We start from the raw sequence: 24,925 nt of genomic DNA, 5'->3' as shown, positions 1-24,925 counted from the left end.
GAGCGGGTCGGTGGAGGTCGCACCGGACTGCGATGCGTTGGTCGTCCAAGGAAAGATGCCCCGCTTCCTGTGGGGAGATGCAGGTGCAAGGCCTGCCCGGCGCTCTGTGAGGACCCCGTCCCGGGTTTCGGGACGGGGTCTCTTTTTTGTCTGCGGCGGGCGATGGGGACGGGTGTCGGTGCGCGACTTGTGGTCCGGGCCGCTCCGGACGCCGCGGTCATCGGATGGATCGCGTACGCCGCGTGGGCCCCGTACGCGTCGTACGGGGCCCACGCTCGTGCGGTTTCGGCATGGCTCAGGGGCAGCTGATGCGGATGTCACCCGCGTCCGTGGTGCAGGTGTCCGTGTTGAGGCCGCCGTTGGCGGTGTCGTTGCCGGCGACGTTGTCGACGGTGTCGAGGTTGTCGGTGCCGGTGTTGCCGATCAGGGTGTCGTTGCCGGGGCCTGCGGTGAGGTTGTCGTTGCCGGCGCCGCCGTCGATGCGGTCGTTGCCGTAACCGCCGTACACGGTGTCGTTGCCGCTGCCGGCGCTGACGGTGTCGTCGCCGCCGAGGGCACAGATCACGTCGTTGCCACTGGTGCCGGTGATGGTGTCGTTGCCGCTGGTGCCGACGCGGGTGCAACCGCGGGCGTTGTTGACCGTGGTCGTCGCCGTGGCGGTGTTGTTGCCGGAGTTCGGGTCGCTCTGAGCGGCGAGGACGGTGGCCCGGTTCGTGAGTGTGCCGGTGGTCCGCGGCTCGGCGGCGACGGTCACCGTGGCGACCGCTCCCGGGGCGAGAGTGCCGAGGGAGCAGTTCGCGGAGGTGGCGGTGGTGGTGCAGGTGCCCGCACTGGTGGTCGCGGAGACGACCGAGACGGCGACGCCGCTGAGGGCGTCCGACAGGGAGACGTCGGTGGCGGAGGCCGTGGCGCTGTTGTTGGTCACCCGCACGGTGTAGGTGGGCCGGTCACCGATGCCGACCGTGGTGGGACCGGACTTCGTCACCGCCAGATCCACGCCGGACGGCGGCGGGGTGGTGCTGCCACCCTCGAAGCGTGCCAGGGCGAAGTCGCCTTCGGGCCCGCCCCCGCCGGCGGCGACGATCTTTCCGTCCGGCTGCAGGGCCACGCCGTCGGCGGCGTCGCTGCCGCCGAAGTCCGCCGTCGCGAGGCCCCCGGCGCCGAAGCCGGTGTCCTGGCTGCCGTCGGGGTTGTAGCGCCGGACGGCGAAGTCGCCGCCGGGCCCGGTGCTTCCGGCGACGACGATCCGGCCGTCTCCCTGCTGCACCTTGACGTCGGCCGCGGCGCCGCCTGGGGTGAGCACCGTGCCGGTCCGGTTGAAGCTCGTGTCCAAGGCGCCGTTGGGGAGGTAACGGGCCAGCCCGAACCGGGAGCCGCTGCAGCCGGCGGCGACGATCTTTCCGTCCGGCTGAACCGCGAGACCTTCCACGGAGTCGTAGTCGCCCAGGTCGGTGCGGACGATGCCGTCGCCGTCGAAGCTCGTGTCGAGGCTGCCGTCGGTGTTGAAGCGCAGCAGCGCGAAGTCGAAGCGGGTCGTGCCCACCTCGCCGCCGACCAGGATCTTGCCGTCGGGTTGCAGTGCCAGGGCACGACCGTGACCGCCCTCCTGCGGGACCGGCCCCGCCGGATCGGCGGTCACCGTGCCGTCGCCCCCGAACGTGGTGTCCGGGGTGCCGTCGCTCCTGAGGCGCAGCACCGCCACGTCCCCGCCGTAGTAGCCGGCCGCGACGATCCTGCCGCTCGAGTCGACGGCCACGTCCTGGGCCTCGGTGGGGCTGCCGAAGTCGGCGAAGACCCGGCCGTCGCCGCTGAAGGTGTTGTCCAGGGTTCCGTCGGCGTTGTAGCGGGCGACGATGAACCAGCAGCAGTCGTCGTACTCCCGCCAGCTGCTGCCCACCACGACGATCTTGCCGTCGGCCTGCAACGCCACGGCGTGCGCCTCGCCCCATTGCAGGTTCGGGCCCATGTTGTCGATGGCGGTCGTCACCGTGCCGCCGGTGCCGAAGCCGGTGTCCGGCGTGCCGTCGGGGTTGTGCCGGGTCAGTGCGAAGCGGCTCTCCGTCACCGCTTCGTCGACGGAGGAGCCGACGGAGACGATCTTTCCGTCGGGCTGTACCGCCACGTCCGCGGCGTGATCGTCGTCGGCGATGTCGGTGAGTACCTTGCCGTCACCGCTGAAGGAGGAGTCCAGGCCGCCCGGGGCCGCGACCGCGGCCCCGGGGAGGGCCAGCACCAGTGCCAGGACGCTCGCCACGACGGTCCCGGCCCGGGCCGGGAGGGAGCGGCGGCGGCCGCTGTGCCGCTGCCGCGCCGGTCGTGCATGTGGGGTGAACATGGGCGACAGCCTTACGGCGTCAGCACGCGCAGACGGTCACCACGAGCGGCGTTGCACTCACCGGACGTACGAATCCATCCGAGCGGGTGAGCGCGGCTCGCGCTGCTGTGCGGATCATCTTCAGGGACCCGACTTGATCGGGCACAGAATGTCGGGTCCGGCACGGTGGGCGCTGCCTAGCGTGGTGATCGTCAAGGAAGGAACCGTGCATGCTGGAGCGGCTGAACCAGGCCATGGAGCACATCGAGAGCCATCTCGACCAGGTCGTCGAGGTGGACGAGCTGGCGCGCATCGCGGCCACCTCGGAGTACCACCTTCGCCGGATGTTCTCCGCGCTCGCGGGCATGCCGCTGTCGGAGTACGTCCGGCGCCGCCGGCTGACCCTTGCGGGCGCCGAAGTGCTCGCGGGGCGCGAGACGTTGCTGGAGATCGCGGTGCGCTACGGCTACGGCTCCGGTGAGGCGTTCGCGCGGGCGTTTCGTGCCATGCACGGCATCGGACCGGGCGAGGCCCGCCGCATCGGCGCCGCGCTCAGCTCCCAGTCCCGGATGGCCTTCCGCCTCACCGTCGAAGGGAACGGCAGTATGCGATACCGCGTCGTGGACAAGGCGGACTTCACCGTCGTCGGTCTCAAAGCCCGGGTGCCGCTGGTGCATTCGGGACCCAATCAGGCGATCATGGACTTTGTCCGCGGGATCGATCCGCAACTCCTGGAGCGTCTGGAGGAGTTGTCGGACCAGGAGCCGCGCGGCATCGTCGCGGTCTGCGACGACCTGGATCCCGGTCGTGCCGAGGGAACCGAACTCGACTACTACCAGGGCGTGATCACCTCTGCGGCCGCACCCGCGGGATCGGCCGTGTTGGGTGTTCCGGCCGGTACCTGGGCGGTCTTCACCACTTCCGGGCCGGCGCCGCAGGCCATCCAGGAGCTGTGGCGGGACGTGTTCACGCAGTGGTTCCCGTCCAACCCGTACCGCAGCCGACCCGGCCCCGAGATCCTGCGCATGCGTCTGTCGCCGGACCGGACCGAGGCTGACGCCGAGCTGTGGCTCCCTGTGGAGTCCGAGCGAGGCTGAATCGGGCAGCGGGCCGTCCGGGGGCGGACGCCCGAGGCGGAGGGTGACTCACCCGTCCGGACCTGTCGGACCGCGCGCGCGGCACGGTCGGCATGACGCTGCAAGTCGAACCCGTGAGCGGCCGGAGCGGCCCCGAGGTGCCTGCCCTGCGGACCGTCCTCCAGGAGCGTGATCATGGCCCGGAACCGCCGTCTGATCCTTAACTCGCCGTCCGAGGTCTGGCGCCTGCTGTCCGACGGCAGCCGTTACGGGGAGTGGGTGACGGGAACGCAGCAGGTCCTCGCCGCGGACCCGCACCGGCCGGACGTGGGCGCCCGATTGAAAGTCCGTGTCGGTGCCGGACCGCTGACTCTCGACGACACCTGCGTCGTACGTATCTGCGAACCGCTGCGTCGCCTGGAACTGGAGGCGAAGGCGGATCCCTTCGGCGCGGCCCGTATCGCCATGCGGTTGCTTCCCTGGGGCGAGCACACCCTCTTCACCCTCGACTGGCACCCCCTGCGGGGTCCCGGCATCCGGATGCACGGACTGCCCGTGGACTACGTCGTCAAGGTCCGCAACGGCATGATGCTGACGAAGCCGGCCCGGATCGCCGTGCGCGAACACGTCGAGCACGGCGCGGGCGTCGGCGGCGGGGCGTCCGTCTGAGGGTGGACCGTGACGGCGAGGTGGGGAGAGGGGCGCTGTCACGGGCCGTCCGCCTCGTCACGCCTCGTCACGCCCCGTCCTGCCTCATTCCGCCTCGTCCTGTTCTCGGGACATGTGGCCAAGAACTAGCGGGTTTGGCAGCAGATGCGAGATCATGGCCGGATATCGCCTTCGAAGGAGTGGGCATGCGACGAAACCGACTGCTCGCCGCGGTCGCGGCAGTGTGCGCGACCTCGGTACTCGGCTTCACGGCGCCGCAGGCCGTCGCGGCCGATCCCGGTTCCACCGCTTGTTCCCGTGTGCCGTCGGACCTGCGTCCCACACTCATCTACGGAGACACGGGCGCGGCGGTCAGACAGGCGCAGTGCCTCAGCAACATGTGGGGCGGCGAGCCGCCCAAGCTCGCCCTCGACGGGGTCTACGGCACCGTCATGCTGAAGAAGATCCAATGGATCCAGGTCTGCCACGGCCTGCCGCAGAGCGGCGTCATCGAGGACCGCACCTGGCAGGTGCTCTACCACCCGGCCCTGGACTGCTACCTGCCCTATCCCGAGTGAGCCGGGCGTCGGCCAGGGGCACCACCGCCGAACGCCAGGGGTCACCTCGCCGAGGCCCGAGCCCGGACGAGGTGACCGCGACTGCCGGGGCGGCTCCGCCCTGGCGTCATGCCCCCGGCATGACTCAGAAGTCGTCCGCGCCGTTGCGGAGTTCGGGGGTCCAGTAGCCGGTGAGGGCCTTCGCCGGGTCGACGGCGATGCCGTCGCTGCCCGGCGCGGTGACGGCGATGACCGTGGAGTCGCCCTCCAGGACGACGGAGAACGCCGACACGGGCTCGCTGTCCTCGTCCACCCCGCCGTCCGACAGCTTCACCACGGCATAGGCGGGTGATCCCGCCGTGAGCACGACCGGTGCGGCGGGCTTGCTCTTGGCGACGGCCGGGACGTCCTGCTTGTGGCTCTCCAGGAACTGGATGTGCGGCGCGCCCGCCAGTCGGCAGGAGCGACCGGAGGTGTTCTTCGCCGTGAGGACGATGTGGGTGTAGGGAGGGCCGTCCTGGGTGGCGGCGGTGACGGTGACGTCCCGCGCGGTGCAGACCCGGGTGGTGGCGGACGCCTGTTCGCCGGTCGAGCCCGCGGAGCCGCCGTCGGCGGCCTGGTCGGCCGAGCCCTTCGACGCCGTCGAGTGCGCCGCACCGGTCGAGCCCGTCGCGTCGGACGTGCCGGCCTGTCCGCCGTCGGCCGGCTTCCCGGTCGCCGAAGTGGCCGCCGGGGCCGAGTCGGTGTGGTCGTCGCTCTGACAGGCGGTGAGGCACAGAGCGAGGGCCGTGCCCGCGGTGGCGAGCAGGATGGAGCGGTGACGCAGCATGTTCATGGAGAGTTCCCCGTGTGTGGTGCGAGGCCGTGGTTCGTGCCGACGGCCGAGGTCGTACGGATGGATTGACGGATTGACGGAGTGGTGCGGTTTCTCGGTTGCCGTCGCCCGGGCTCAGTTGCCCTTGCCCGGCCGGTAGTCGGACGGCAGGGTGTACACGAACTCGCGCGGATCGGCGTGCGCGGCCTCCAGCAGCTCGGGAACGCTGTGATAGCCGAGGGCGTACAGGTTCCGGCTGGGGTCCCACGTGTTGTAGGCGTACATCGCGTTGCGCTTCTTGGTCATGTGGGCGCTGGGTATGTCGAGCACGTACGCCGCGCCGTTCGCGCGCTGGTCCCGGGGGCGTTCGTAGGCGTAGACGTGGTTGAAGCGCACGTCGGAGATGGTGCCGTCGTTCATCAGGCGGTAGGCCACGTCGCTGCACGCCTTGTGCGTCTCGGTGTGCTCCAGCCAGCCGGCCGTGAACTTGTGCGACGCGCCCGGGTACTGGGCGGCGAGCGCCCTGACCTTCGCGTCGATCCGGTCGACGAGCTTGTTGTAGGCGGACGTGCTGTCGAACCCGTCGTCCACGACCTTGAAGTTGATGACCTTGTCCACGCCCACCGCCTTCGCGGACGCCATGAACTCGGCCGTGCGGCCGGCGACGATCATGCTGGTTCCGTCGGTCGGCCAGGACAGGTCGTGCCTGCCGCCCGCGGCGCACGGATGCGGGGTGGCCCAGGTGGTGATGGGGCAGGGGTCGCCGTTCATGCGCACGGCCAGATCCGGGTTCCTGCCGTTGCTCACCAGGACGAGGTAGACGGGCCGTCCGGCCGCCTTGTGCTCAAGGATCGAGCCGGCCAGGCCGATCGCGTCGTCGTCCTGGTGGGGCGCGTAGAAGATGGCGGGCTTGGCGGCGGCGGATGCCGCGGGGGCCCGGCCCGCCTGGTAGGCCACGGCGGCGGCGGTCAGCGCGCCCGCCGCCAGAACGCTCCGCCTGGAGATTCCGGTGGAGTGCTCCTGGCTGCTGTTCATGAGAGGTCTCCCCGTTTCGGACTACAGGCGCGTGTGTCGCGCGCCTTCGGTGCTCGCTCGGCGACGGGTGGTCGGTGCCCGATTCCCGGTCCGCACAGGGTCCGTGGTCCGGCGGCACCGTCCGTGGAGGACCGGCCGCCCGGACAATGTCCGTTCGGGAGGAGGCGTCCCGCGCCTGTGCTCAGTCGACCACCAACTGCCCGCGCGTCCCAGGCGGTTCCACCGGCAGAACTACGGTCCGTCATACTTCTGCCGGAAGGCTCGCGTCCGGACGAGCCGCACGAGCCGGATGATCGGGGGCGCCGACGTGCGCGGTGGCACGCCAACCACGGAGGACTTCGGGCAGCGGCTGCGCTTCCTGCGGGCTCGCGCCGGACTGAGCCAGGAGGCGCTGTCGCACGCCGCCGGGGTGAGCGTCAGGGCGCTGGCCGACATGGAGCGCGGGCGTACCCGCGGGCCGCAACGCCGTACGGTCGAGGCGCTGGCCCAGGCTCTGGGACTGGACGGCGACGAGACGTCGGGGCTGCAAGCGGCCGCCGCGCCGGGGCGGCCACGCCCCCGGACGGCCGAAAGCCCTGTCGTGCCCGTCGCCCTGGCGCTGCCGCGCGACATCCAGGACTTCACCGCCCGCGACGCGGCACTCGCCCGGCTGCTGGACCTGGCACAGGACACCGGCCCCGATCGGCCGGTGGTCGGCGTGGTCGCCGGCCAGCCGGGACTGGGCAAGACCGCGTTCGCGGTGCACGCCGCGCACCGTCTCGCCCCGCACTTCCCCGACGGACAGCTCGCCCTGGACCTGCACGGCATGGATGCCGAACCGACCACTTCCCGGGACGCGCTGGCCCGGCTGCTGGGCGCCATGGGAATCGCCGACAGCGCGCTGCCGGCCGCCACCGACGACCGCGCGAGCCTGTGGCGTTCCCTGACCGCCGACCGGCGACTGCTCCTGCTGCTGGACAACGCCACCGACGAGTCCCAGGTCGGCCCGCTGCTGCCGGGTACCGGCCCGTCCCTGACCCTCGTCACCAGCCGCCAGGCCCTGGCGGGTCTGACGTCCGTCCACCGCTGCGATCTGGCCCTGCTGCGGCGCGAGGAGGCGGTGGAACTGCTGACCCGGATCGTCGGCCCCGAACGGGTGCGGGCCGAACCGCAGGCGGCGCGCGACCTCGCCGATCTGTGCGGGCACCTGCCCCTCGCCGTGCGGATCGCCGGTCAGCGCCTCCTCAGCCGCCCGCACGAGCGCCTGGGCAAGCTCGTCGCCCGGCTGGCGGCCGAGGGCAGGCGCCTTGACGGTCTCCAGGCCGGAAGCCTGCGCATACGCGCCGCCTTCGCCCTCTCGTACCGCCAGCTGTCCCCGGAATCAGCGACGTTCCTGCGTCGCGCCGCACTCGCCGCCGGGGCGGACTTCAGTCCGGAGACCGGCGCGCTCCTGGCCGGACTGTCCTACGACGAGGCGGTCGCCTGCGCCGAGGAGCTGACCGATGCCGGGCTGCTCCAGAGCGACCCCACCGCCGAGCGCTACCGGTTCCACGACCTGCTCAGGCTGTACGCCGCCGAGCAGGTCGAGGCCGAGGACGGCCTCGCGGTCCGCGACGCCGCCCTCGACCGGACCACGCACTGGATGCTGTGCCGGGCCACCGCCGCCGCGCTGCACTTCGACGTCGACCACGACCGGACGGCGCCCTCCGGCGACCCCGACCCGGACGGAGCACCCGCCGGCCGGCAGGAGGCGCGGGCCTGGCTGGAGGCCGAGCGGGCCCAGTGGCTCGCCGCGCTGCGCCGGGCCCACGACACCGGCCGGCACCGGCAGGTCGTCGACACGGCGGAGGCGATGCACTGGTTCTCCGACCTCAACCAGCACTGGGAGCAGTGGGTGGAGGTCTTCCGGCGCTCCTCCGACGCCGCCCGCGCACTCGGCAGCAGACGGGAGGAGGCGGTCCACCTCAACTACCTCGCCTGGGCCCACAACCTCTGCGTCCACGACCCCCGGTCCGCCTTGACCTCCGCCGATGCCGCCCTCGTGGCCGCCCGCGAGAGCGGGGACGGACTCCAGGAGGGCTGGGCGCTCGGCTACGGCGCGGGGGCCATGCAACGACTGGGCCGGACGGACGAGGCCCGCACACGACTGCACGAGGCGGCCCACTGTCTCGCCTCGCAGGACTCCCCGCAGGCGAGGCTGGCCGAGCTGACCATCCTCAACACCCTGGGCACCCTGCTGCGCGAGACGGGCCGGGCGGGGGAGGCCCTGGACATCCACCGGCGCAGCGAACGGATCTGCCGGGCGGGTGTCCCGGGCCGTACGGACGAACTGATCGCGCTGTACCACGCGGTCGCCCGACAGCAGATCGGCAACGACCTCGCGGCCCTGGAACGCTGGCACGAGGCCGAGCCGCCGCTGCGGCAGGCCCTCGCCTCCTTCGAGGCCGCGCAGATGCCGGCCTGGGCCGAACAGGCCCGGCTCGATCTGGGCCGGGTGCTCGGCGCGCTGGGGCACCCCGAAGCCCGCCGGACCCTGGTCGCCGCGCACGACGCCCTCGCCGTGCTGCGCAGCCCACGACAGGACGAGGCCGCCACCGCACTCGCCGCGCTCGACCGGGCCGCCACGGGCAGCTGAGGCCGGCACCGGCCGTGCACGGCGACCGCCGTCCCCGTCCGCCCCCGGACGCCCCGGGGCCCGGCCGGACCGGCCCGTACACCGGGAGCCCGGACCTGCGATGATCGGTTCATGCGTGCGGCCCGGCTCCTCTCCCTCGTTCTCCTGTTGCAGAACCGGGGCAGGCTGACGGCCGACGAGCTCGCGCGGGAGCTGGGTGTCTCGACCCGGACCGTCTACCGGGACATCGAATCGCTGAGCAGCGCGGGCATTCCGGTCTACGGCGACGCCGGGCACCGTGGCGGCTACCAGCTGCTCGACGGCTACCGGACCCGGCTCACCGGACTGCACGCCGACGAGGCCGAGTCGCTGTTCCTGGCCGGGATGCCCGGCGCGGCGGACGACCTGGGGCTGGGCGAGGTGCTCGCGGCGGCACAGCTGAAACTGACGGCGGCGCTCCCGGCGCCACTGCGGGACCGGGCCGGCCGGATCCGCGAGCGCTTCCACCTCGACGCCGTCGGATGGTACCGGGATCAGGACTCCCCGCCGGTTCTCGTGGCGCTCGCCGATGCCGTGTGGAACCAGCGGCGGATCCGGGTGCGCTACCGCCGCTGGGCCGAGCCGCAGGAGGTCGAGCGCGAACTCGACCCCTACGGCCTGGTCCTCAAGGCGGGCGTCTGGTACCTCGTCGCGGCGGTGGACGGCACGGTGCGGACGTACCGGGTGTCGTCGATCCTGCGCCTGGAGGTCCGGGAGGACGGCTTCGAGCGCCCCGACGGCTTCGATCTGATGGCCCACTGGCAGGACTACCTCGCCGCCTACGACGCCCGCAGGCTGCGGCTTCAGGCCTCCGTGCGCATCGCTCCGGCACTGCTCGCCGCACTGCCGGACCACTTGGACGCGGTACTGGTCCGCGCCGTCGAGGCTTCGGCGGGTCCGCCGGACGGTGACGGCTGGGTGACGGCGACCGTGCCGCTGGAGTCGGTCGCCCTGGCGGTGCCCACACTGCTGTCGCTGGGGCCGGACATCGAGGTGCTCGCCCCCGAGGAGCTGCGCCGCAAGGTCGCGGAGACGGCCGCGGCAGTGCTCGACCGGTACCGGCCGGCGGACCCGTCGGGCCGGGCGGGGGCCGGCGACCTCAGCAGCAGCCCGGCGGACACGGTCGCGAGCAGTGCGAGGGCGGCGAGGAGCGCGAACCCGTAGCGCGTGTCGGTGTGGTCGGTGACGGTCGCGACCAGGAACATCACCCCGACCGTGGCCGCCAGTCCGCCACCGTTCGCCAGCCCGAAGGCCCGGCCCACCGAGGCGTCGTCGGCCGAGGCCATCAGCATGGTGCGGGAGGCGATCCGGGCCTGCCCGAAGAAGAGCGCACCCAGCGGCACCCCGACGAGGTATCCGGCGATCCCGAACTGGCTCTGCAGCACGAGGCCGACACTGACGAGCAGAAAGCCGACGACGGCGATACGAAGGTCCGTACTGCGTGTGCTGACGATCCGGTAGGCGCCGGCGGCCGCCAGGAAACCGAGGCTCCCGAGGGCGTCCACGACCCCGAACATGCCTGCTCCCAGGTGGAGTTCACTGAGCACGGCGGTGGGAAGCAACGCGTTGAAGACGGTGACGACCACGCTTCCCTGGGCGTAGAGCAGAATGAAACGACGCATCCGCAGCGGCGTCCGCGCAGCCGCCCGGGCCTGCGTCTTCTCCCCGTCGACAGGGGCCGCGGGCACCCGGTCCGGACGGCGTCCCACCGCGGCGACGCACAGCGCCGAGACCATGAACGTCCCGGCGTTGAACACCAGCAGCGGCAGGGCACCGAACGCCTGGACACACAGCCCGCCCACCGTCGCCGACAGCAGCATCCCCGCCTGGGTCCCCATCTCGTAGCGGGCGTTGAACCGCCGCAGCCGCTCCGCCGGAACCCGCTCCTTGATCAGTGCGGAGCTGGCGGGAAAGAACAGCGCGCCGATCACGGCGAGCGCCAGATTGGCGCCGTAGATCCCGGAGCCCGGAGCGCCCCCGCGGACCAGCCACAGCGGCAGCCCGAGGGCCAGCGCCGCGCTGGTGACATCGCAGCCGATCCACAGCGCCCGCCGGTCGAAGCGGTCGGCCAGGTGGCCGAAGAACGGTGAGAGGAGGGCCTGTGGCCCGGCGACGGCGATGAACAGCCAGCCGACGGCCATCATGGTCTGCTCTTCCCTGATCAGGAGCAGTGCTCCGACGACGAGCTGGACGTTGTTGCCGAGAGCGGTGGCGAAGGCGGCGGGCACGAGCAGCCGCTCCGCCCGGCGGGAGTGATGACTGAGGATCATGGGCACCACTGTCCGCAGCTCCACTGACATCCTGTGTCAGTGGAGTCCGCGCACAGCCGACCGGGGTCGTCCTGAGCCGCGCCCGGCGGGTCGCTCACTGATACTGAGAAAATGGGCAAACTTGGGCGATCCGTCCCGGCGAGCCGACGGGACGGCCGTGTGCCGCCGAAGGCCGGGCCGCCGGAGGCCGGCCCGGAGACCCGTCGCAGATCGTTCGGCGGGCGTGCGCGGTCGTGGCTGAGTCCGCGCAGCGTCGCCGGCCAGGTCTTCCTGTTGCAGCTGGTGGTCGTCCTGCTGCTCATCGCCACGGCTGTGGTCGTACTGGTGTTCCAGGACCGCAACCGCGCGATCGAGGAGGCCGGCGAACGGTCATTGGTGGCCGCGGAGTCGTTCGCGAACGCCCCGGGCACCGCGGAGGCGATGAAGAGCGACGACCCGACCGCGGCACTCCAGCCGCACGCCGAGGCGGTCCGCAAGAAGACCGGCGTCGACTACGTCGTGGCGCTCAGCCCCTACGGCTTCCGGTGGACCCACCCGGACCCGAAGCAGATCGGGAAGCACGTCTCCACGTCCTACGGCCAGGCGCTCGAGGGCCAGCCCCACCAGACCACGTTCGACAGCAGTCTGGGCAAGGCGGTCGACTCGACGGTGGCCGTCTTCGACGAGAAGGGAACCGCCGTCGGGCTCATCACCGTGGGGGTCACCGTGAACAAGGTCACCAGTGTGGTGCAGGACCAACTTCCGGTGATCTTCACCGCCGGCGGTGTCGCGCTGCTGCTGGCCGCGGGCGGCTCGGCACTGGTCAGCGGGCGCCTGCGGCGCCAGACCGGGGGCCTGGGACCGGTGGAGATGACCCGCATGTACGAGCACCACGACGCGGTGCTGCACGCGGTCCGTGAAGGCGTGATCATTCTGGACGGTGACGGAAAGCTGCTGCTGGTCAACGACGAGGCACGTCGGCTGCTCGCACTGCCGTCGGACGCCGAGGGCAGGCCGGTCGCCGAGAGCGGGCTGAGTCCGGCCCTGGTCGCACTGCTGGGATCGGACCGGGCGGTCACGGACGAGGTCTTCCTGGCCGGGGACGTCCTGCTCGCGGTCAACCTGCGGCCGGTGGGCCTGAAGGGGGGCAGTGTGGCCACCCTGCGCGACACCACGGAGCTGCGCGCCCTCGCGGGCCGGGCGGACGTGGCGGGCGGGCGCCTGCAACTGCTCTACGAGGCCAGTACGCGGATCGGGACCACCCTCGACATCACCCGCACCGCCGAGGAACTGGCCGAGGTGGCGGTCCCACGATTCGCCGACTTCGCCACGATCGAGCTGTCGGAGCCCGTGCTGCGCGGCAGTGAGCCCACGGGGGCGAGCATGGAGATGCGCCGCATCGCGGCCGCGGGCATCCGCCACGACGCGCCCCTCTACGCCGTCGGGACGCTGATGCAGTACGTGCCGGGCAACCCCGTGGCCATCGGCATGACCAGCGGCCGGCCCGTCCTGCTGTCGCACCTCGCCACGGTCGAGGGATGGCGGGACCAGGATCCGGAGCGGGCCCGGCTGATCGTCGAATACGGCATCCACTCCATGATCTCGGTGCCGCTCCGGGCGCGGGGCCAGCTGCTGGGGGTCGTGGAGTTCTGGCGCTCGGAGCAGGGCCCCTTCGAGTCGGACGACCTGTCCCCGGCCGAGGAACTCGCCGCCCGGGCGGCCGTGTGCATCGACAACGCGCGCCGTTACACGCGTGAGCACACCACGGCCGTCACCCTCCAGCGCAGCCTGCTGCCCGGCGCGCTGCCCGAACTGTCCGCCCTGGAGGTCGGGCACCGGTACCTGCCCGCCCAGGCGGGAGTGGGCGGCGACTGGTACGACGTCATCCCGCTGCCGGGCGCCCGGGTGGCCCTGGTGGTCGGCGACGTCGTCGGACACGGTCTGCACGCCGCCGCGACGATGGGCCGTCTGCGGACCGCGGTGCACAACTTCGCCGCCCTGGACCTGCCTCCGGACGAACTTCTCGGTCATCTGGACGACCTGATCACCCGGATCGACCAGGACGCGGCAGCCGAGGGCAACACCGAGGCCGTCACCGGTGCCACCTGTCTGTACGCGGTCTACGATCCGGTCTCCGGGCGGTGCGTTCTCGCCCGGGCCGGGCATCCCGGCCCGGCGCTGGTCTCGCCCGACGGCCGCGTCACCTTCCCCGACATCCCCGTCGCCCCGCCACTGGGCGCGGGCGCGGGCCTGCCGGTCGAGACGGCCGAACTCCTGCTGGTCGCCGACAGCCGGCTGGTCCTGTACACCGACGGCCTGGTCGAGGCCCGGGGCCGTGACATCGACATCGGGCTGGAGATGCTGCGGGAGGCGCTCGCCGGCACGGACGGCGACGCCCCGGACGACACGTGTCGGACGGTGGTCGACGCGATGCTGCGCACCCGGTCGAGTGACGATGTCGCCCTGCTCGTCGCCCGCACCCGGCTGCTCGACCCGGACCAGGTCGCGGAATGGGAGGTGCCGCACGACCCCGCGGCCGTGTCCCGGGTCCGCGCCGAGGCCATCCGCAGGCTGGAGGCCTGGGGGCTGGGCGACGCCGCCTTCACGACCGAGCTGATCCTCAGCGAACTGGTGACGAACGCCGTCCGGTACGGAGCCAGCCCCATCAGTCTGCGACTGCTGCGCGACGGAGACAGCCTGATCTGCGAGGTCGCCGACGGCAGCAGCACCTCCCCGCACCTGCGCCGCGCGGCCTTCACCGACGAGGGGGGACGTGGACTGTTCCTCGTCGCGCAGCTGTCCCGCCGCTGGGGGACCCGGTACACCGACCGAGGCAAGATTATCTGGGCTGAGCAGGCGCTCGACGCCGGAGCCCCCGGGGACCTGAGCGGTCTGCTGATGGCGGACCTGTGAAGCGGGACGGGAACCGGACCGCCGTACCTCCCGGGGGTGTGCGGCGGTCCGGAGCGCTCAGGAGCCGTTCTCGACCGTGAAGTACGGGATCTTGGCCGGGTCCTGGCCGAAGGCGGCCCCGAGATAGACGGCCGACAGCTTGGTGAGCGTGCCGTCGTCGATCAGCTGCCTGATGATGCGGTCCACGTCGTGCTTGTTGGGTGACCCCTTCGGGTACAGGGCGCCGTACCCCTGGTCGGTCCGGTACTGGCCCACGAGACGCACCCTGCCTTCCCGCTTCTGGGGATACGCCAGCAGGATCGTCGTGTCGTGGATGACCGCGTCGATGCGGCCCTCCTCCAGCGCCGTGACCATCTCGGGGTCGTTGGCGAAGGTGGTGACGGGCTTGGTCGGCTTGATGCGGTCCCTGACGAACTCCTCGCCCGTGGTGCCCTCGGCCACTCCGATGCGGGCGTCACGGATGTTGTCCTGGTTGATCTTCTCACCGTCCCTGATCAGCACTCCCAAGGTCGAGGAGAGGTAGGGCTCGGAGAACTCGGCGACCTTGCTGCGCTCGGGAGTGATCGTGATCTGCGCCAGGGCCAGGTCGAAGTCCTTGCTCTTGCCGGACACGATGTCGGGGAAGGGGGTGTTCAGCACCTTCACCCGGTCGAGTCCGGACCGGTAGGCGATATTGGCGGCCATGCAGTACTCGTAGCCGCTCTTGACGGAGTCGGGCGTGTTGCCGTTCCACCAGCCGGGCGCGGGCAGGGTCGTCCTGACCGTGAGGGCGCCGGCCGTATGGGGGGACAGGTGGAACTCCCCGTAGTGTCCCGATACCTGGCAGTCGCCGTAGTGGGCGTTCGCGGACGCCGACCCGCCGTGGTCACAAGCCGATGCCGCGACGATGAGCGCCCCACTGACAGCCAGAGAGACGATCGCTGCCGCGGCGCGCATCATTGCACCTCCGGTAGGGGCATCCTCCTTGAGTCACCATAAATCACCATGAACCATACGACCGCCGGAGCCACGGGGGAGGACTGCGGGAGTGCCGGTCGGGTCGCCCGTGCTCGAGGACGGCACGACGGCGGCGGCCCACCGGCCGCCGCCACCTGCAGCCGCCCACCGGTCGCCGTCGGCCCGGCCCCACTTTCGGATGCCGGTGTGCCCGCCCGGAACTGCGTGCGGCGTCTTCTCCTTGTCGATCCGCCGAACGGGTGGTCGCGCCGGACGGCCCCCGGCCCCCGGCCCCCGGCCGTCAGGCGAAGCGGACGGGCAGGGTGCGGGTGCCGCGGATGAGCAGTCCCGGCAGCCACTCCAGCGCGTCCGGGCGGGTGTCCAGAGCGAGCTCCGGACAGCGTTCCAGCAGCGAGCGCAGGGCGATCCGGCCCTCCAGGCGAGCCAGGGGCGCGCCGATGCAGTAGTGGATGCCGTGGCCGAATCCGAGGTGGCCGCGGGCCTCGCGACGGATGTCGAAGGTGTCGGGGTCCTCGTAGCGGTTCGGGTCGCGGTGGGCGGCGGCGAGCGAGACCAGCACCGGCTGCAGGGCGGGGACGACGGTGCCGCCGATCTCCACGGGCTCGGTGGTGCAGCGGTTGGTCGCCGACTCCAGCGGACCGTCGTAGCGCAGCATTTCCTCGATGGCGCCGTCGAGCAGGCTCATGTCGGCCCGCAGCGCGGCCAGTTGTTCGGGGTGCGCGAGCAGGGCGCGCACTCCGTTGGAGATCAGGTTGACCGTGGTCTCGTGGCCGGCCACCAGCAACAGGAAGGCCATGCCGACGAGTTCGCCGGGTGACAGCCGGTCGCCGTCCTCCTCGGTGGTGCGGATCAGCGCGCTCATCAGGTCGTCGCCGGGGGTGCGGTGCTTGTCCTCGATCAACGACGCCAGAAACGAGCTCAGTTCGCCGAAGGCCCGGACGGCCGCCTCCTCACTGGTGGGCGCCACGACCTCGTTGGACCAGCGCCGGAACTCCGCGCGCTCCATGTCGGGCACGCCCAGCAGTTCGCAGATGACGGTGATGGGCAGCGGGTAGGCCAGCGATTCCACCAGGTCGGCCCGCCCGTCGGACCGCTTCGACATGGCGCCCAGCAGCTCGTCGGTGATCTCCTGGACGCGCGGTGCCAGCGCCTCGACCCGGCGCGGGGTGAACTCGCGGCTGACGAGCCTGCGCAGCCGGGTGTGCTCGGGCGGGTCGGCGATCAGCATGTGACGTCCGATCAGATCGGCGTCGTGGACGTCCCAGCCCAGTTTCCGCATGTCCTTGGACAGCCGTGGGTCGGCGAGGGCGGCCCGCGCCTCCTCATGGCCGACGATCAGCCAGAACTCCGCGCCGTTGGCGTCACGCACCTTGTGCACCGGACCCTGTTCGCGCAGTCCGGCGAGGAACGGGTGCGGGTCTGCGGTGAAGCGTTCGCCGTAGGCCGTCAGGTCGATGATGTCCATGGGTGTCCCCGTCGCCGTGGCACTGGTCGATCTTCCTGTCCCCCGTACGCTAACCCGGCGGCCGTCGGCGGCGCGTCGTCCACGGGGACGATGGTCGGGGAGCGGCCGCGGACAGGCACCGGCCCGGCCGTCGGATCAGCCCCTGCCCCCACGGCTGCCGGGCCTGGAGCAGGGCCGCACCCCCACCGCGCCCGGCGCGGGCACCGACGACACCGTGGAACTGCCCGCCGGTTCGGAGGGAGGCCGCGGGGGTGCCGCCGGACTCCAGGGCGAGCAGGAACCGCTTGGCCGTGACGCCACCGGCGTAGCCGGTCGGGCGACCGCCCGAGCCGACGACCCGGTGGCAGGGGAGCACCACGCACAGGGGGTTCGCGCCCAGCGCGGTGCCCACGGCCCGCGCGGCTCGCGGGCGCCCGAGCGCGGTGGCCGGCTCGGCGTAGGCGCCCGTCACCCCGCACGGAAGGAGGCTGTCCAGCCGTTCCACGGTCGTGCGGCTGAACGGTGTGGCCAGGCGGAGGTCCATGGGTACGGTGAACGCGCGGCTGCGGCCTTCGAGGTACGCGTCCACCTGGCGGGCCGTCTCCTCGATGATCCGCAGCGGGGCGGGGCGGGGCGGGGCGGGGCGGGGCGGGGCGGGGCGGGGCTGGACTGGGCTGGACTGGGGCGTCGTCGGCGTCCACGGCGGTGAGGCCACCGCGGGTGAGGCGGGCCACCGCCCGCTCGCGGTCGTCGAAGGCGCACAGCACCAGCGCGTCGTCGGTGGCCGCGAGCGTCAGGGGACCCGGCGGGGGGTCGGGTGCGAGGCGAGTGCCGCGGTGGGTGGGGTGCGCATGGAGGGACCTTTCTGCGGTGCTGGGTGGTGCTCTTGGGCGCGCCGGGTCGGACGGCGCAGGTGTCGGACGGTGCCGGGTCACACGGTGAGGGGCCGGCAGCTCTTGCAGGCCCGGTAACCCGCCTCGCGGGCGTCGTGCGCGGTGCGGAAGTGCACCCGGTGTCCGGGAGTGATGCGGCGGGCGTGGGCGCAGGTCGGGTGGCAGTAGATGAACGTGGTGTCGCTGCCGAGGAAGACCGCGCCGGCCCGGGACAGCTCCGTCACCCGGCGCATGTCGATGTGCTCGGCCCGGCGCAGGGCCTCGCCGGTCCTCGGCAGGTACGAGGCGTCGCACGGCGCTCCGTTGTCGTGCGTGACCCGGTGGCACGGTACGAGCACGGCGACGGGGTTGGCCGCCAGCGCGCGCAGGACGTCGGCGGCCGAGGGCGGAGTGCCGGAGCCGGCCTCGCGGGCGATCCAGCTCAGCGGCCGCAACTGCCCCACGGGGATGTTCCGTACGGCTTGCAGGACCGCGCGCTGCTCCTCCGGCAGCCCGGACAGGTCGATCGCCAGTCGGCGCGCCCGGCCCGTGCGCAGTGCGGGGACGAGCCCCGGCAACGGCTTGCTGCCCGGGATCGCCGAGCGGCCGGTGCGCGCGCGGTGCAGTTCCTCGAAGGCGGTCGCGGTCAGGCCTGCCGAGTCCAGGCACGCGCCGGTCACGGCCTGGGGGCTCGCGGCCACGAACAGCCCGCCGGCGGCGGTGTCGAGGTGCACGTAGCTGTCGTAGTGGTCCTCGGAGATGCCCACGCGGCGCAGTACGCGCAGTGCGAAGTCCTCCGGTGCGGCCGACGCGAGATCCGGCAGACGTCGGGCGACCGCGTCGTCCTCGCTTTCGTTCACGTCGTCACCTCCTTCAGCGCTGTGGGCTCCGATCCGAGCAGGCGCCGCAGGCCGGCCAGCCCACGGGAGACCTGTGCCTTGGCGGTGCCGACCGCGCAGCCCTGCACCTCGGCGACCTCCGAGTAACTCATTCCGATGACATGGTGGAGCACGACCGGTATGCGATGGTGCTCGGGTAAGGCAGACAGCGCCGTGACCAGGCGTGACCGGTCCTCCGTCGTCGCCGCGCGCTCCTCCGGACCGGGGCTGTGGTCCGGCCACAGGTCCATGGTCTCCTCCACGGGCAGCCCGGCCGTGGCCGGGCGCCGGGTCCGGGTACGGACGTGGTTGCGCCACACGTTCGCCGCGATGGTCATCAGCCACGCCCGCGGACGCAGTTCACGACGCCGTGCCGGGGAGTAGTCCTGGAGGGCCGTGTAGGCGCGCAGGAACGTGTCCTGTCCCAGGTCGTCCGCCTCGGCGAAGGAGCCGGAGACGCGGTACAGGAACGCGTGCACCGCCCCGGCGTGCACTCGGACCAGCTCGGTGAAGCCGGCTTCGAGGTGCGCCGCCAGGAGCTCGGTCAGCTGCTCTGCCTTGTCGTCCATCACTGAGACAAACACCGTCCGGGCGCAGGGTGTTGCAGACATGTGCGAGCGGTCGTCGGCGGACGGCCGGAGCGTCCGGCGCCGAGCGGACGACCATGACCGCCCGACAGAGGCTAACGTGCCCCGTCGACGAGTCTGCGCGCCCGACGGCCGGTGAAGCGGGACAGCCGGTCGCCGCGGTCGGCGGCGAAGGGGATGCCGAGCCGCCGGCACTCCTCGGTGTGCCTCACCACGGCCTCGGTGTCCCCCGCCGCCACCACGCGGCTGTCCCGCACGGCGGTGCTCAGAGCTCCTTGAGGAGCCCGCCGTCCACCACGAACTCGGCACCCGTGGTGCTGCCGGAGCGAGGCGACGCCAGCAGCACCACGGCGTCGGCCACCTCCTGCGGCTCGACGAAGCGGCCCGTGGCCAGGTTCAGCATCTCCGGGACGACGGTGTCGATGACGCTGTCCCTGTCGGTGCCGGCCTGCGAGGCGATCATGTCGGCGACGCCGCCCTCGTCCGTCCACCACGGCGTGCGCACCACACCGGGGGAGACCGTGTTCACGCGGATGCCCTGCGGCCCGAACTCGCCCGAGAGCACCTTGGTGAGGTTGTTCAAAGCGGCCTTCGCGGCGCCGTAGTCGACGTTGATCGGCGAGGGCTGCCGGGCGTTGCCGGAGGAGACGTTCACGATCGCGCCGCCGCCGCGCGCCAGCAGGTGCGGGATGGCGGCACGGACGGCGCGCACGGCCGAGAACAGGTTGAACTCGAACATGGCACGCCACTCGTCGTCGGAGGCGTGCAGGAACGAGCCGCGCGGCAGGGTCACACCGGGCGGCGGTCCGCCGGCGTTGTTCACCAGGATGTCGAGCCCGCCGAACTGCTCCACGGCGCGGGCGACGACCCGCGCCGGCGCGTCCTCGTCCATGAAGTCGGCCGGGACGTGCACGAGGTCCGGGCCGGCCAGCGCATCCAGTTCCGGGGTGCCCTTGCGCGACGTGGCCACGACCTTGGCGCCCTCTTCGAGGAGCGTGCTGACGACGGCCAGTCCGATGCCCTTGGAGGCGCCGGACACGACGGCGACCCGGCCGGAAAGCTGCAGATCCATGAAGGTTCCTTATCGATGGAAGGCCCCGCCCGCAGGAGGGGGAGGAGCGCGGTGCGACGCGCTCTCGTGAACGGAAACACCGCTGTGCGCGAAGGTGTTGCAGCGCGGTGTACCGGGGGCCGCAGCGGCAGTCGGCGCGGCTGCACATCGCGGTGTCGAGGACGGCGATGCCGGCGGCGGCCGGCGGCACGGGGCGGAGCCGGCTCGGGGACTTGACGATGATCGCGACGAACAGCGCCAGGTCGGCCAGGCCGACGACGAACGTCCTCGCGAACTCCGGGGCGACTTCCCGCGCGCACCCACGGAATGGACCGCCGCCCGCTGGTCGGCTCCGCACGCGGACGGCCAGCCGGAGGACGAGGACCTGCTCGGCATCTGCCACAGGCACTGCATCGGGGGCCTCCCCCAGGAGCGGTGTTCACAGGCCCAGGTACACCTCCCGCACCCACGGGTCGTGGCTGAGCTGCTCGGAGGTGCCGCGCATGGCGACCCGGCCGTTCTCCATGACGACGCAGTGGCTGGTCACCCCGAAGGTGAGCTTGGCGTTCTGCTCCACCAGGAGCAGGCTCAGTCCTTCCTCGCGCAGCCGCAGCAGCACGTCGAGGATGGTGCCGACGAGCTTCGGCGACAGGCCCATGGACGGTTCGTCCAGGACCAGCAGACGTGGCCGGGTCATCAGGGCGCGGCCGATGGCGAGCATCTGCTGCTGCCCGCCGGACAGCGCCCCGGCCAGCCGCTCGCGCATCTCCTTCAGTACGGGGAAGAGGTCGTAGATCTCCGCCAGTTGCCGGTGGGTCTCGCCGTCCCAGGCCCGGGAGTAGGCGCCCAGGAGGAGATTCTTCTCGACGGGCAGCCCGGGAAAGACATGGCGGCCCTCGGGGACGTAGCCGATGCCGTGGCGGACCATGTCGCGGGCCCTGACCCGGGTGAGGGCCTTGTCGCCGAGACGAATGGTGCCGCCGCTGCGCGGGACCAGTCCCATGAGCGCCTTGAGGGTGGAGGTCTTGCCGGCGCCGTTGGCCCCGATGATGCCGACGGACTGGCCCGGCTCCACGCTGAAGCCGATGGAACCGACGGCCCGGACCCCGCCGTAGTGCACGCTCAGGTCCCGCACACTCAGGCACTCCGCGGTGTCGCCTGCGACGGCCTTCACGAGGTCGCCTCCTTCGCACGGTCGGGCGGGCAGGCCGCCTCGGGGGTGTCCATGCCGAGCTCGGCCAAGTCGGACTCGCCGAGGTAGGCCTCGATGACCTCCGGTGCGGTCACGACCTGCCGAGGGGTGCCCTCCGCGATGACCGTGCCGCTGGACAGGACGGTGACCTGCTCGCACAGCGACATGACCAGGCCCATGTTGTGCTCGATGAGGATCACGGTGGTGCCGCTGTCCCTGATCGAGCGGACGATGCGGATGAGCTGCTGCACCTCCTCGCCGTTGAGGCCGGCGGCCGGTTCGTCGAGGAGCAGCAGCCTCGGCCGGGCGGCCATGGCACGGGCGATCTCGATGCGGCGTTGGATGCCGTAGGGCAGTGCGGTGGGGGCGGCGTCCGCGAAGTCCGTGAGCCCGAAGCGCTCCAGCACGTCGTCCGCCTGCGCCCGCAGCCTGCGCTCGTGCGCCCACACGCCCGGCTGCCACAGGGCGTACTGCCAGATGGAGCGGGTGCGGCTGCGGTCGAGTGCGACGAGGATGTTCTCGCGGACCGTGAGCTGACCGAACAGCCGCAGGTTCTGGAAGGTGCGGGACAGTCCGGCCAGGGACAGGACGTAGGGCCGGGCGGTGGTGGTGTCGGCGCCCGCGAAGCCGACGGTTCCCGCGGTCGCCCGGTAGAAGCCGCTGATGACGTTGAACAGCGTTGTCTTCCCTGACCCGTTGGGACCGACGATGCCCCGGATCTCGCCCTCGTGCACGGCGAGGGACACCTCGTCGAGCGCGCGCAGCCCGCGGAACTGCTTGGTGACGCCCTCCACCGACAGCAACACCCCGGCGGTGTCGGGACGTTCGACGGGGGAGTAGGGCGTGAAGGGCCGGAGTTCGGTGCGGGTGGTCCCCCGGCCGCGGCGCCGCTCGTACACCCCGCGCAGCCGCGCCGGGACGCCGGCGAGACCGGTCGGCGCGAAGACCACCATGAGGACGACGACCACGCCGTAGCCGAGTTGGGCGTACGTCGAGAAGTCCGACAGCCACTCCCGTACCAGGGTCAGTCCGATGGCGCCCACCACGCAGCCCACCAGGGAGCGGCGGCCGCCGATGACGACCGTCGCCAGCAGGATGAACATGTTGCCGATGGAGAACGTCTCCGGCGCGACATAGCGGATGAGGCCCGAGTAGAGGACTCCGGCGAGGCCGCCGTAGAGGCTGGCCAGCAGAAAGGCCGTCATGCGCAGCAGCGGGATCTCCGCGCCCATCGCCCCGGCCGCCAGCGAGTCGTCCCGCATGGCGCGCAGCCGTCGGCCGAGCGAGGTGCGGACGACGAAGAGGCCGAGGACGAGCGCGAGGCCGAAGACGACGGCCTCCAGGTAGTAGTAGAGGTACTCGCTGGAGAGATCGATGCCGGGCAGGGTGGGGCCGGGGACACCGGAGATGCCGTCGGCGCCGCCGGAGACATGGGCGTTGGTGATCCAGTTGATGAAGCCCAGGGCGAGACCGAGGGTGACGATGCCCAGGTAGTGCGACTGCATCCGTAGCGCGGGGACGCCGACGAACAGACCGACGACGACGGTGGCCAGGACGGCCGGCACGGCCGCGGCCCAGAAGCCGTACCCGTAGTGGGTGGTGAGGATCGCCACCGTGTAGGCGCCGACGCCGAAGAACGCGACCTGGGCGAGGTTGATCTGACCGGAGACGCCCATCGCCAGGCCCGTGCCGACGGCCAGCAGGGCGTAGACGAGGGCGATGTTCACGACGTGGATGGTGTAGCTGCCCAGACCGTAGGGGAGCAGCCAGGCGGCGACGACGATCGCACCTGTCGTGGCTATGCGGGTCCTCATGCGCGGCTGACCGTCCTCTCGCCGAAGATCCCCGTGGGCCGGATCATGATGGCCACGGTGAAGACCAGGAAGGTGACCAGGACCGAGTGGCCCTGGAAGTGGCCGGCCGCGTAGGAGTCGAGGACGCCGATGGCGACGCCGCCCACCACCGCGCCCTGGATCGAGCCGAAGCCGCCGAGCATGGCCGCGGCGAAGCCCTTGCTGCCGAGCGCTCCGCCGAGGGAGGCGTCGACGTAGAGCATGGGGCCGACCAGGCCGCCCGCGGCGGCCACGACGGTCGGCATCACGGTCGCCCTGGTGGCCACCGGCACCCTCAGCGTGGCGCAGGGCCGCATCGGCCAGGGCGCCCAGGAACTCGGCGACCCCGACTACGGCGTGTGCCGCGGCGTCGACGCCCGCTGCTACCACGACTGGGGGAACTTCGACACCACCAAGGGCTACAAGGTCCTGCTGTACACCCGTACCGCCGGCCCCCGGCACGCCAATCTCGGCCCCGCCCCCGCTCGTCCCCCGGCGCCCCACGACACCGGCCCGGCTCCGGGAACGCGCCGACCGGCACGTGCCGTGAGGGCGCAGCGAGGGCGGTCTTCGTCGGAACTACCCCCGGCGCAGGTGGAGTTGGTGTCCACTCGTCATCTTGTATCGGGTATTTGACACAAGATTCCGCCTACGGCATCTTGTACTTGCTGCTTGATACAAGATGATCTGAGGGGATCTCCATGCTCGACGCCGCCCCGCTCCAGCGCCGCTTCCTCGATCACGCCGACCACTACGCGCGCTGGTCCGGCCTGGCCATCGGCATCGTCGTCGCGCAGGCGCTGTCCACGCTGACGCACATCGAGTTCGAGCAGCGCGTCGTGTTCTGCATCACGGCCTTCGGCCTGTGCGCGGTGGCGGGCGTCCTTCTCGCCGACGCGCTGACCCTGGTCCCCCAGGAAGCGGTGCGCACCGCGACTCTCGCCCCACGTCTGGTCAGAGATCACGTACCACCGCGCATGGGCCCCCTGATCGCCCTTCAGGGAGTCTCGCTCACCGTGTTGCTGGTGATCGCGGCGGCCACGGCCTCCGTCGACTCCGGCCGCGTCCTCAGCACGGGGAAGGTCGTCACGGTCACCTGCAACGGGATGCTGGCACCCCTGGGCCCCTGGCCCGGCCTGTACTACAGCCTTCCGATCTTCGGCGCGCTCGCCGTCGCCACTCCCACCTGCGTGTGGGCCCTGCGCCGCATCGCCCACGGACCGGGCGGGGCCCAGCAGCGTCGCGACCGCGCGTGGGCGGTGACCGGGGCCTGGGGCCTGCTGGTGACGAGTCAGCAGCTGTACGCCGTGCTGATGGTCTCCGTCTCGCTGACGGAGACCGGCTGTGCCGGTGCGATGGGCGCGCTCACCTTCTGGGTGTTCTACCCCCTGGCCCTGCTGAACCTGTTCACCGTTGTCTGGTCCCTGGTCACCCTGGTGGTCCCGCGGTCCGTCAACGACGACGTGGCGGGGGAGTCTCCCGACCATGAATGAGCCCGCCATCCGCGTCGACACCACCAGCCAGGTGCCGCCGTACGCGCAGATCCGCGCCCAGCTCGGCGCGCTGATCGTCACCGGAGGGCTGGCCGAGGGCGACCGGCTGCCGACCGTACGTCAGTTGGCCATGGACCTCGGACTCGCACCGGGCACCGTGGCCCGCGCCTACCGCGAGCTGGAGGCCGCCGAGCTGATCCGGACCCGCCGCGGGGCGGGCTCCCGGGTGGCGGCGCCGCCGGCCGGCCCGGCCCGCCCCAACGCCGCACAACTCGCCACCCTTGCCCGCGACTTCACCTCGTCCGCCCGCGCGCTGGGTGCCGACACCGAAGCCATCGTCGCCGCCGTCCGCGAGGCTCTGGGGCCTGTCCGTTCCTAGTC

22 protein-coding genes and 1 pseudogene are annotated in these 24,925 nt (G+C 72.0%); 9 read left to right on the top strand and 14 right to left on the bottom strand.

Annotated features, from left to right (window positions below; translation table 11 throughout):
- Positions 1-295 precede the first annotated feature (295 nt).
- Positions 296-2,335, bottom strand: a complete 2,040-nt coding sequence (locus ACWC24_RS35585; protein ID WP_450667039.1) for a calcium-binding protein — start codon at positions 2,333-2,335, stop codon at positions 296-298.
- Between the two features lie 209 nt (positions 2,336-2,544).
- On the opposite strand from ACWC24_RS35585, the gene ACWC24_RS35580 reads away from it, so the two are divergent.
- The 3 genes from ACWC24_RS35580 to ACWC24_RS35570 all read left to right on the top strand — a co-directional run bounded on the left by ACWC24_RS35580 (position 2,545) and on the right by ACWC24_RS35570 (position 4,616).
- Positions 2,545-3,411: an AraC family transcriptional regulator gene (locus ACWC24_RS35580; RefSeq protein WP_450667038.1), complete on the top strand. Its 867-nt coding sequence runs from the start codon at positions 2,545-2,547 to the stop codon at positions 3,409-3,411.
- A gap of 174 nt (positions 3,412-3,585) precedes the next feature.
- Positions 3,586-4,059 carry an SRPBCC family protein gene (locus ACWC24_RS35575; RefSeq protein WP_450667037.1) on the top strand — a complete coding sequence of 158 codons (474 nt, stop codon included), beginning with the start codon at positions 3,586-3,588 and terminating at the stop codon, positions 4,057-4,059.
- A gap of 185 nt (positions 4,060-4,244) precedes the next feature.
- Positions 4,245-4,616 (top strand): peptidoglycan-binding domain-containing protein, encoded by a 372-nt coding sequence (locus ACWC24_RS35570; protein ID WP_450667036.1) that lies wholly within the window; start codon positions 4,245-4,247, stop codon positions 4,614-4,616.
- A 124-nt stretch (positions 4,617-4,740) separates the two neighbouring features.
- On the opposite strand, the gene ACWC24_RS35565 is transcribed toward ACWC24_RS35570, so the two are convergent.
- Positions 4,741-5,430, bottom strand: coding sequence for a DUF4232 domain-containing protein (locus ACWC24_RS35565; protein ID WP_450667035.1), 690 nt, complete (start codon positions 5,428-5,430; stop codon positions 4,741-4,743).
- A gap of 114 nt (positions 5,431-5,544) precedes the next feature.
- Complete coding sequence (locus tag ACWC24_RS35560; RefSeq protein WP_450667034.1) at positions 5,545-6,444, bottom strand: PIG-L deacetylase family protein; 900 nt, start codon at positions 6,442-6,444, stop codon at positions 5,545-5,547.
- Positions 6,445-6,733: 289 nt separating this feature from the next.
- Between ACWC24_RS35560 and ACWC24_RS35555 the strand changes: the two genes are divergently transcribed.
- Both ACWC24_RS35555 and ACWC24_RS35550 read left to right on the top strand, forming a co-directional pair.
- Complete coding sequence (locus tag ACWC24_RS35555; protein ID WP_450667033.1) at positions 6,734-9,058, top strand: helix-turn-helix domain-containing protein; 2,325 nt, start codon at positions 6,734-6,736, stop codon at positions 9,056-9,058.
- 111 nt (positions 9,059-9,169) lie between these two features.
- Positions 9,170-10,240 carry a helix-turn-helix transcriptional regulator gene (locus ACWC24_RS35550; protein WP_450667032.1) on the top strand — a complete coding sequence of 357 codons (1,071 nt, stop codon included), beginning with the start codon at positions 9,170-9,172 and terminating at the stop codon, positions 10,238-10,240.
- Between the two features lie 83 nt (positions 10,241-10,323).
- Here the strand turns inward: ACWC24_RS35550 and ACWC24_RS35545 are convergent.
- A pseudogene (locus tag ACWC24_RS35545) lies at positions 10,324-11,346 on the bottom strand (MFS transporter); the annotation flags it as partial.
- A gap of 111 nt (positions 11,347-11,457) precedes the next feature.
- Here ACWC24_RS35545 and ACWC24_RS35540 point away from each other — a divergent pair.
- Positions 11,458-14,238 (top strand): SpoIIE family protein phosphatase, encoded by a 2,781-nt coding sequence (locus tag ACWC24_RS35540; protein WP_450667031.1) that lies wholly within the window; start codon positions 11,458-11,460, stop codon positions 14,236-14,238.
- 57 nt (positions 14,239-14,295) lie between these two features.
- On the opposite strand, the gene ACWC24_RS35535 is transcribed toward ACWC24_RS35540, so the two are convergent.
- The 10 genes from ACWC24_RS35535 to ACWC24_RS35490 form a co-directional block, all read right to left on the bottom strand.
- Positions 14,296-15,174, bottom strand: coding sequence for an ABC transporter substrate-binding protein (locus ACWC24_RS35535; protein WP_450667030.1), 879 nt, complete (start codon positions 15,172-15,174; stop codon positions 14,296-14,298).
- Between the two features lie 301 nt (positions 15,175-15,475).
- Positions 15,476-16,660, bottom strand: a complete 1,185-nt coding sequence (locus ACWC24_RS35530; protein ID WP_450667029.1) for a cytochrome P450 family protein — start codon at positions 16,658-16,660, stop codon at positions 15,476-15,478.
- A 49-nt stretch (positions 16,661-16,709) separates the two neighbouring features.
- The gene (locus tag ACWC24_RS35525; protein ID WP_450667028.1) at positions 16,710-17,354 is read right to left on the bottom strand and encodes a methylated-DNA--[protein]-cysteine S-methyltransferase; all 645 of its coding nucleotides are present in this window, start codon (positions 17,352-17,354) and stop codon (positions 16,710-16,712) included.
- Between the two features lie 216 nt (positions 17,355-17,570).
- Positions 17,571-18,371, bottom strand: coding sequence for an MGMT family protein (locus tag ACWC24_RS35520; RefSeq protein ID WP_450667027.1), 801 nt, complete (start codon positions 18,369-18,371; stop codon positions 17,571-17,573).
- The gene (locus ACWC24_RS35515) at positions 18,368-18,958 is read right to left on the bottom strand and encodes an RNA polymerase sigma factor (RefSeq protein ID WP_450667026.1); all 591 of its coding nucleotides are present in this window, start codon (positions 18,956-18,958) and stop codon (positions 18,368-18,370) included. Before ACWC24_RS35515 ends, ACWC24_RS35520 begins: the two co-directional genes overlap by 4 nt.
- A 113-nt stretch (positions 18,959-19,071) precedes the next feature.
- Positions 19,072-19,233 (bottom strand): hypothetical protein, encoded by a 162-nt coding sequence (locus ACWC24_RS35510; protein WP_450667025.1) that lies wholly within the window; start codon positions 19,231-19,233, stop codon positions 19,072-19,074.
- Positions 19,234-19,241: 8 nt separating this feature from the next.
- Positions 19,242-20,048 (bottom strand): SDR family NAD(P)-dependent oxidoreductase, encoded by an 807-nt coding sequence (locus ACWC24_RS35505; protein ID WP_450667024.1) that lies wholly within the window; start codon positions 20,046-20,048, stop codon positions 19,242-19,244.
- Positions 20,049-20,466: 418 nt separating this feature from the next.
- Positions 20,467-21,201 (bottom strand): ABC transporter ATP-binding protein, encoded by a 735-nt coding sequence (locus tag ACWC24_RS35500; RefSeq protein ID WP_450667023.1) that lies wholly within the window; start codon positions 21,199-21,201, stop codon positions 20,467-20,469.
- Positions 21,198-23,033: a branched-chain amino acid ABC transporter ATP-binding protein/permease gene (locus tag ACWC24_RS35495; RefSeq protein ID WP_450667022.1), complete on the bottom strand. Its 1,836-nt coding sequence runs from the start codon at positions 23,031-23,033 to the stop codon at positions 21,198-21,200. Before ACWC24_RS35495 ends, ACWC24_RS35500 begins: the two co-directional genes overlap by 4 nt.
- Positions 23,030-23,338, bottom strand: a complete 309-nt coding sequence (locus ACWC24_RS35490) for a hypothetical protein (RefSeq protein ID WP_450667021.1) — start codon at positions 23,336-23,338, stop codon at positions 23,030-23,032. Before ACWC24_RS35490 ends, ACWC24_RS35495 begins: the two co-directional genes overlap by 4 nt.
- Between ACWC24_RS35490 and ACWC24_RS35485 the strand changes: the two genes are divergently transcribed.
- The 3 genes from ACWC24_RS35485 (at position 23,331) to ACWC24_RS35475 (ending at position 24,923) form a co-directional block, all read left to right on the top strand.
- On the top strand, positions 23,331-23,687 hold the full coding sequence (locus ACWC24_RS35485; RefSeq protein ID WP_450667020.1) for a hypothetical protein: 357 nt from the start codon (positions 23,331-23,333) through the stop codon (positions 23,685-23,687). The genes ACWC24_RS35490 and ACWC24_RS35485 overlap by 8 nt on opposite strands.
- 65 nt (positions 23,688-23,752) lie before the next feature.
- Positions 23,753-24,544, top strand: a complete 792-nt coding sequence (locus ACWC24_RS35480) for a hypothetical protein (RefSeq protein ID WP_450667019.1) — start codon at positions 23,753-23,755, stop codon at positions 24,542-24,544.
- On the top strand, positions 24,537-24,923 hold the full coding sequence (locus tag ACWC24_RS35475) for a GntR family transcriptional regulator (RefSeq protein WP_450667018.1): 387 nt from the start codon (positions 24,537-24,539) through the stop codon (positions 24,921-24,923). The genes ACWC24_RS35480 and ACWC24_RS35475 overlap by 8 nt, the downstream gene beginning before the upstream one ends.
- Positions 24,924-24,925 lie beyond the last annotated feature (2 nt).

Source organism: Streptomyces sp. NPDC001443, assembly GCF_053597355.1.
The sequence above is the reverse complement of the archived record's forward strand: the minus strand, read 5'-3'. Positions and strand labels throughout refer to the sequence as shown.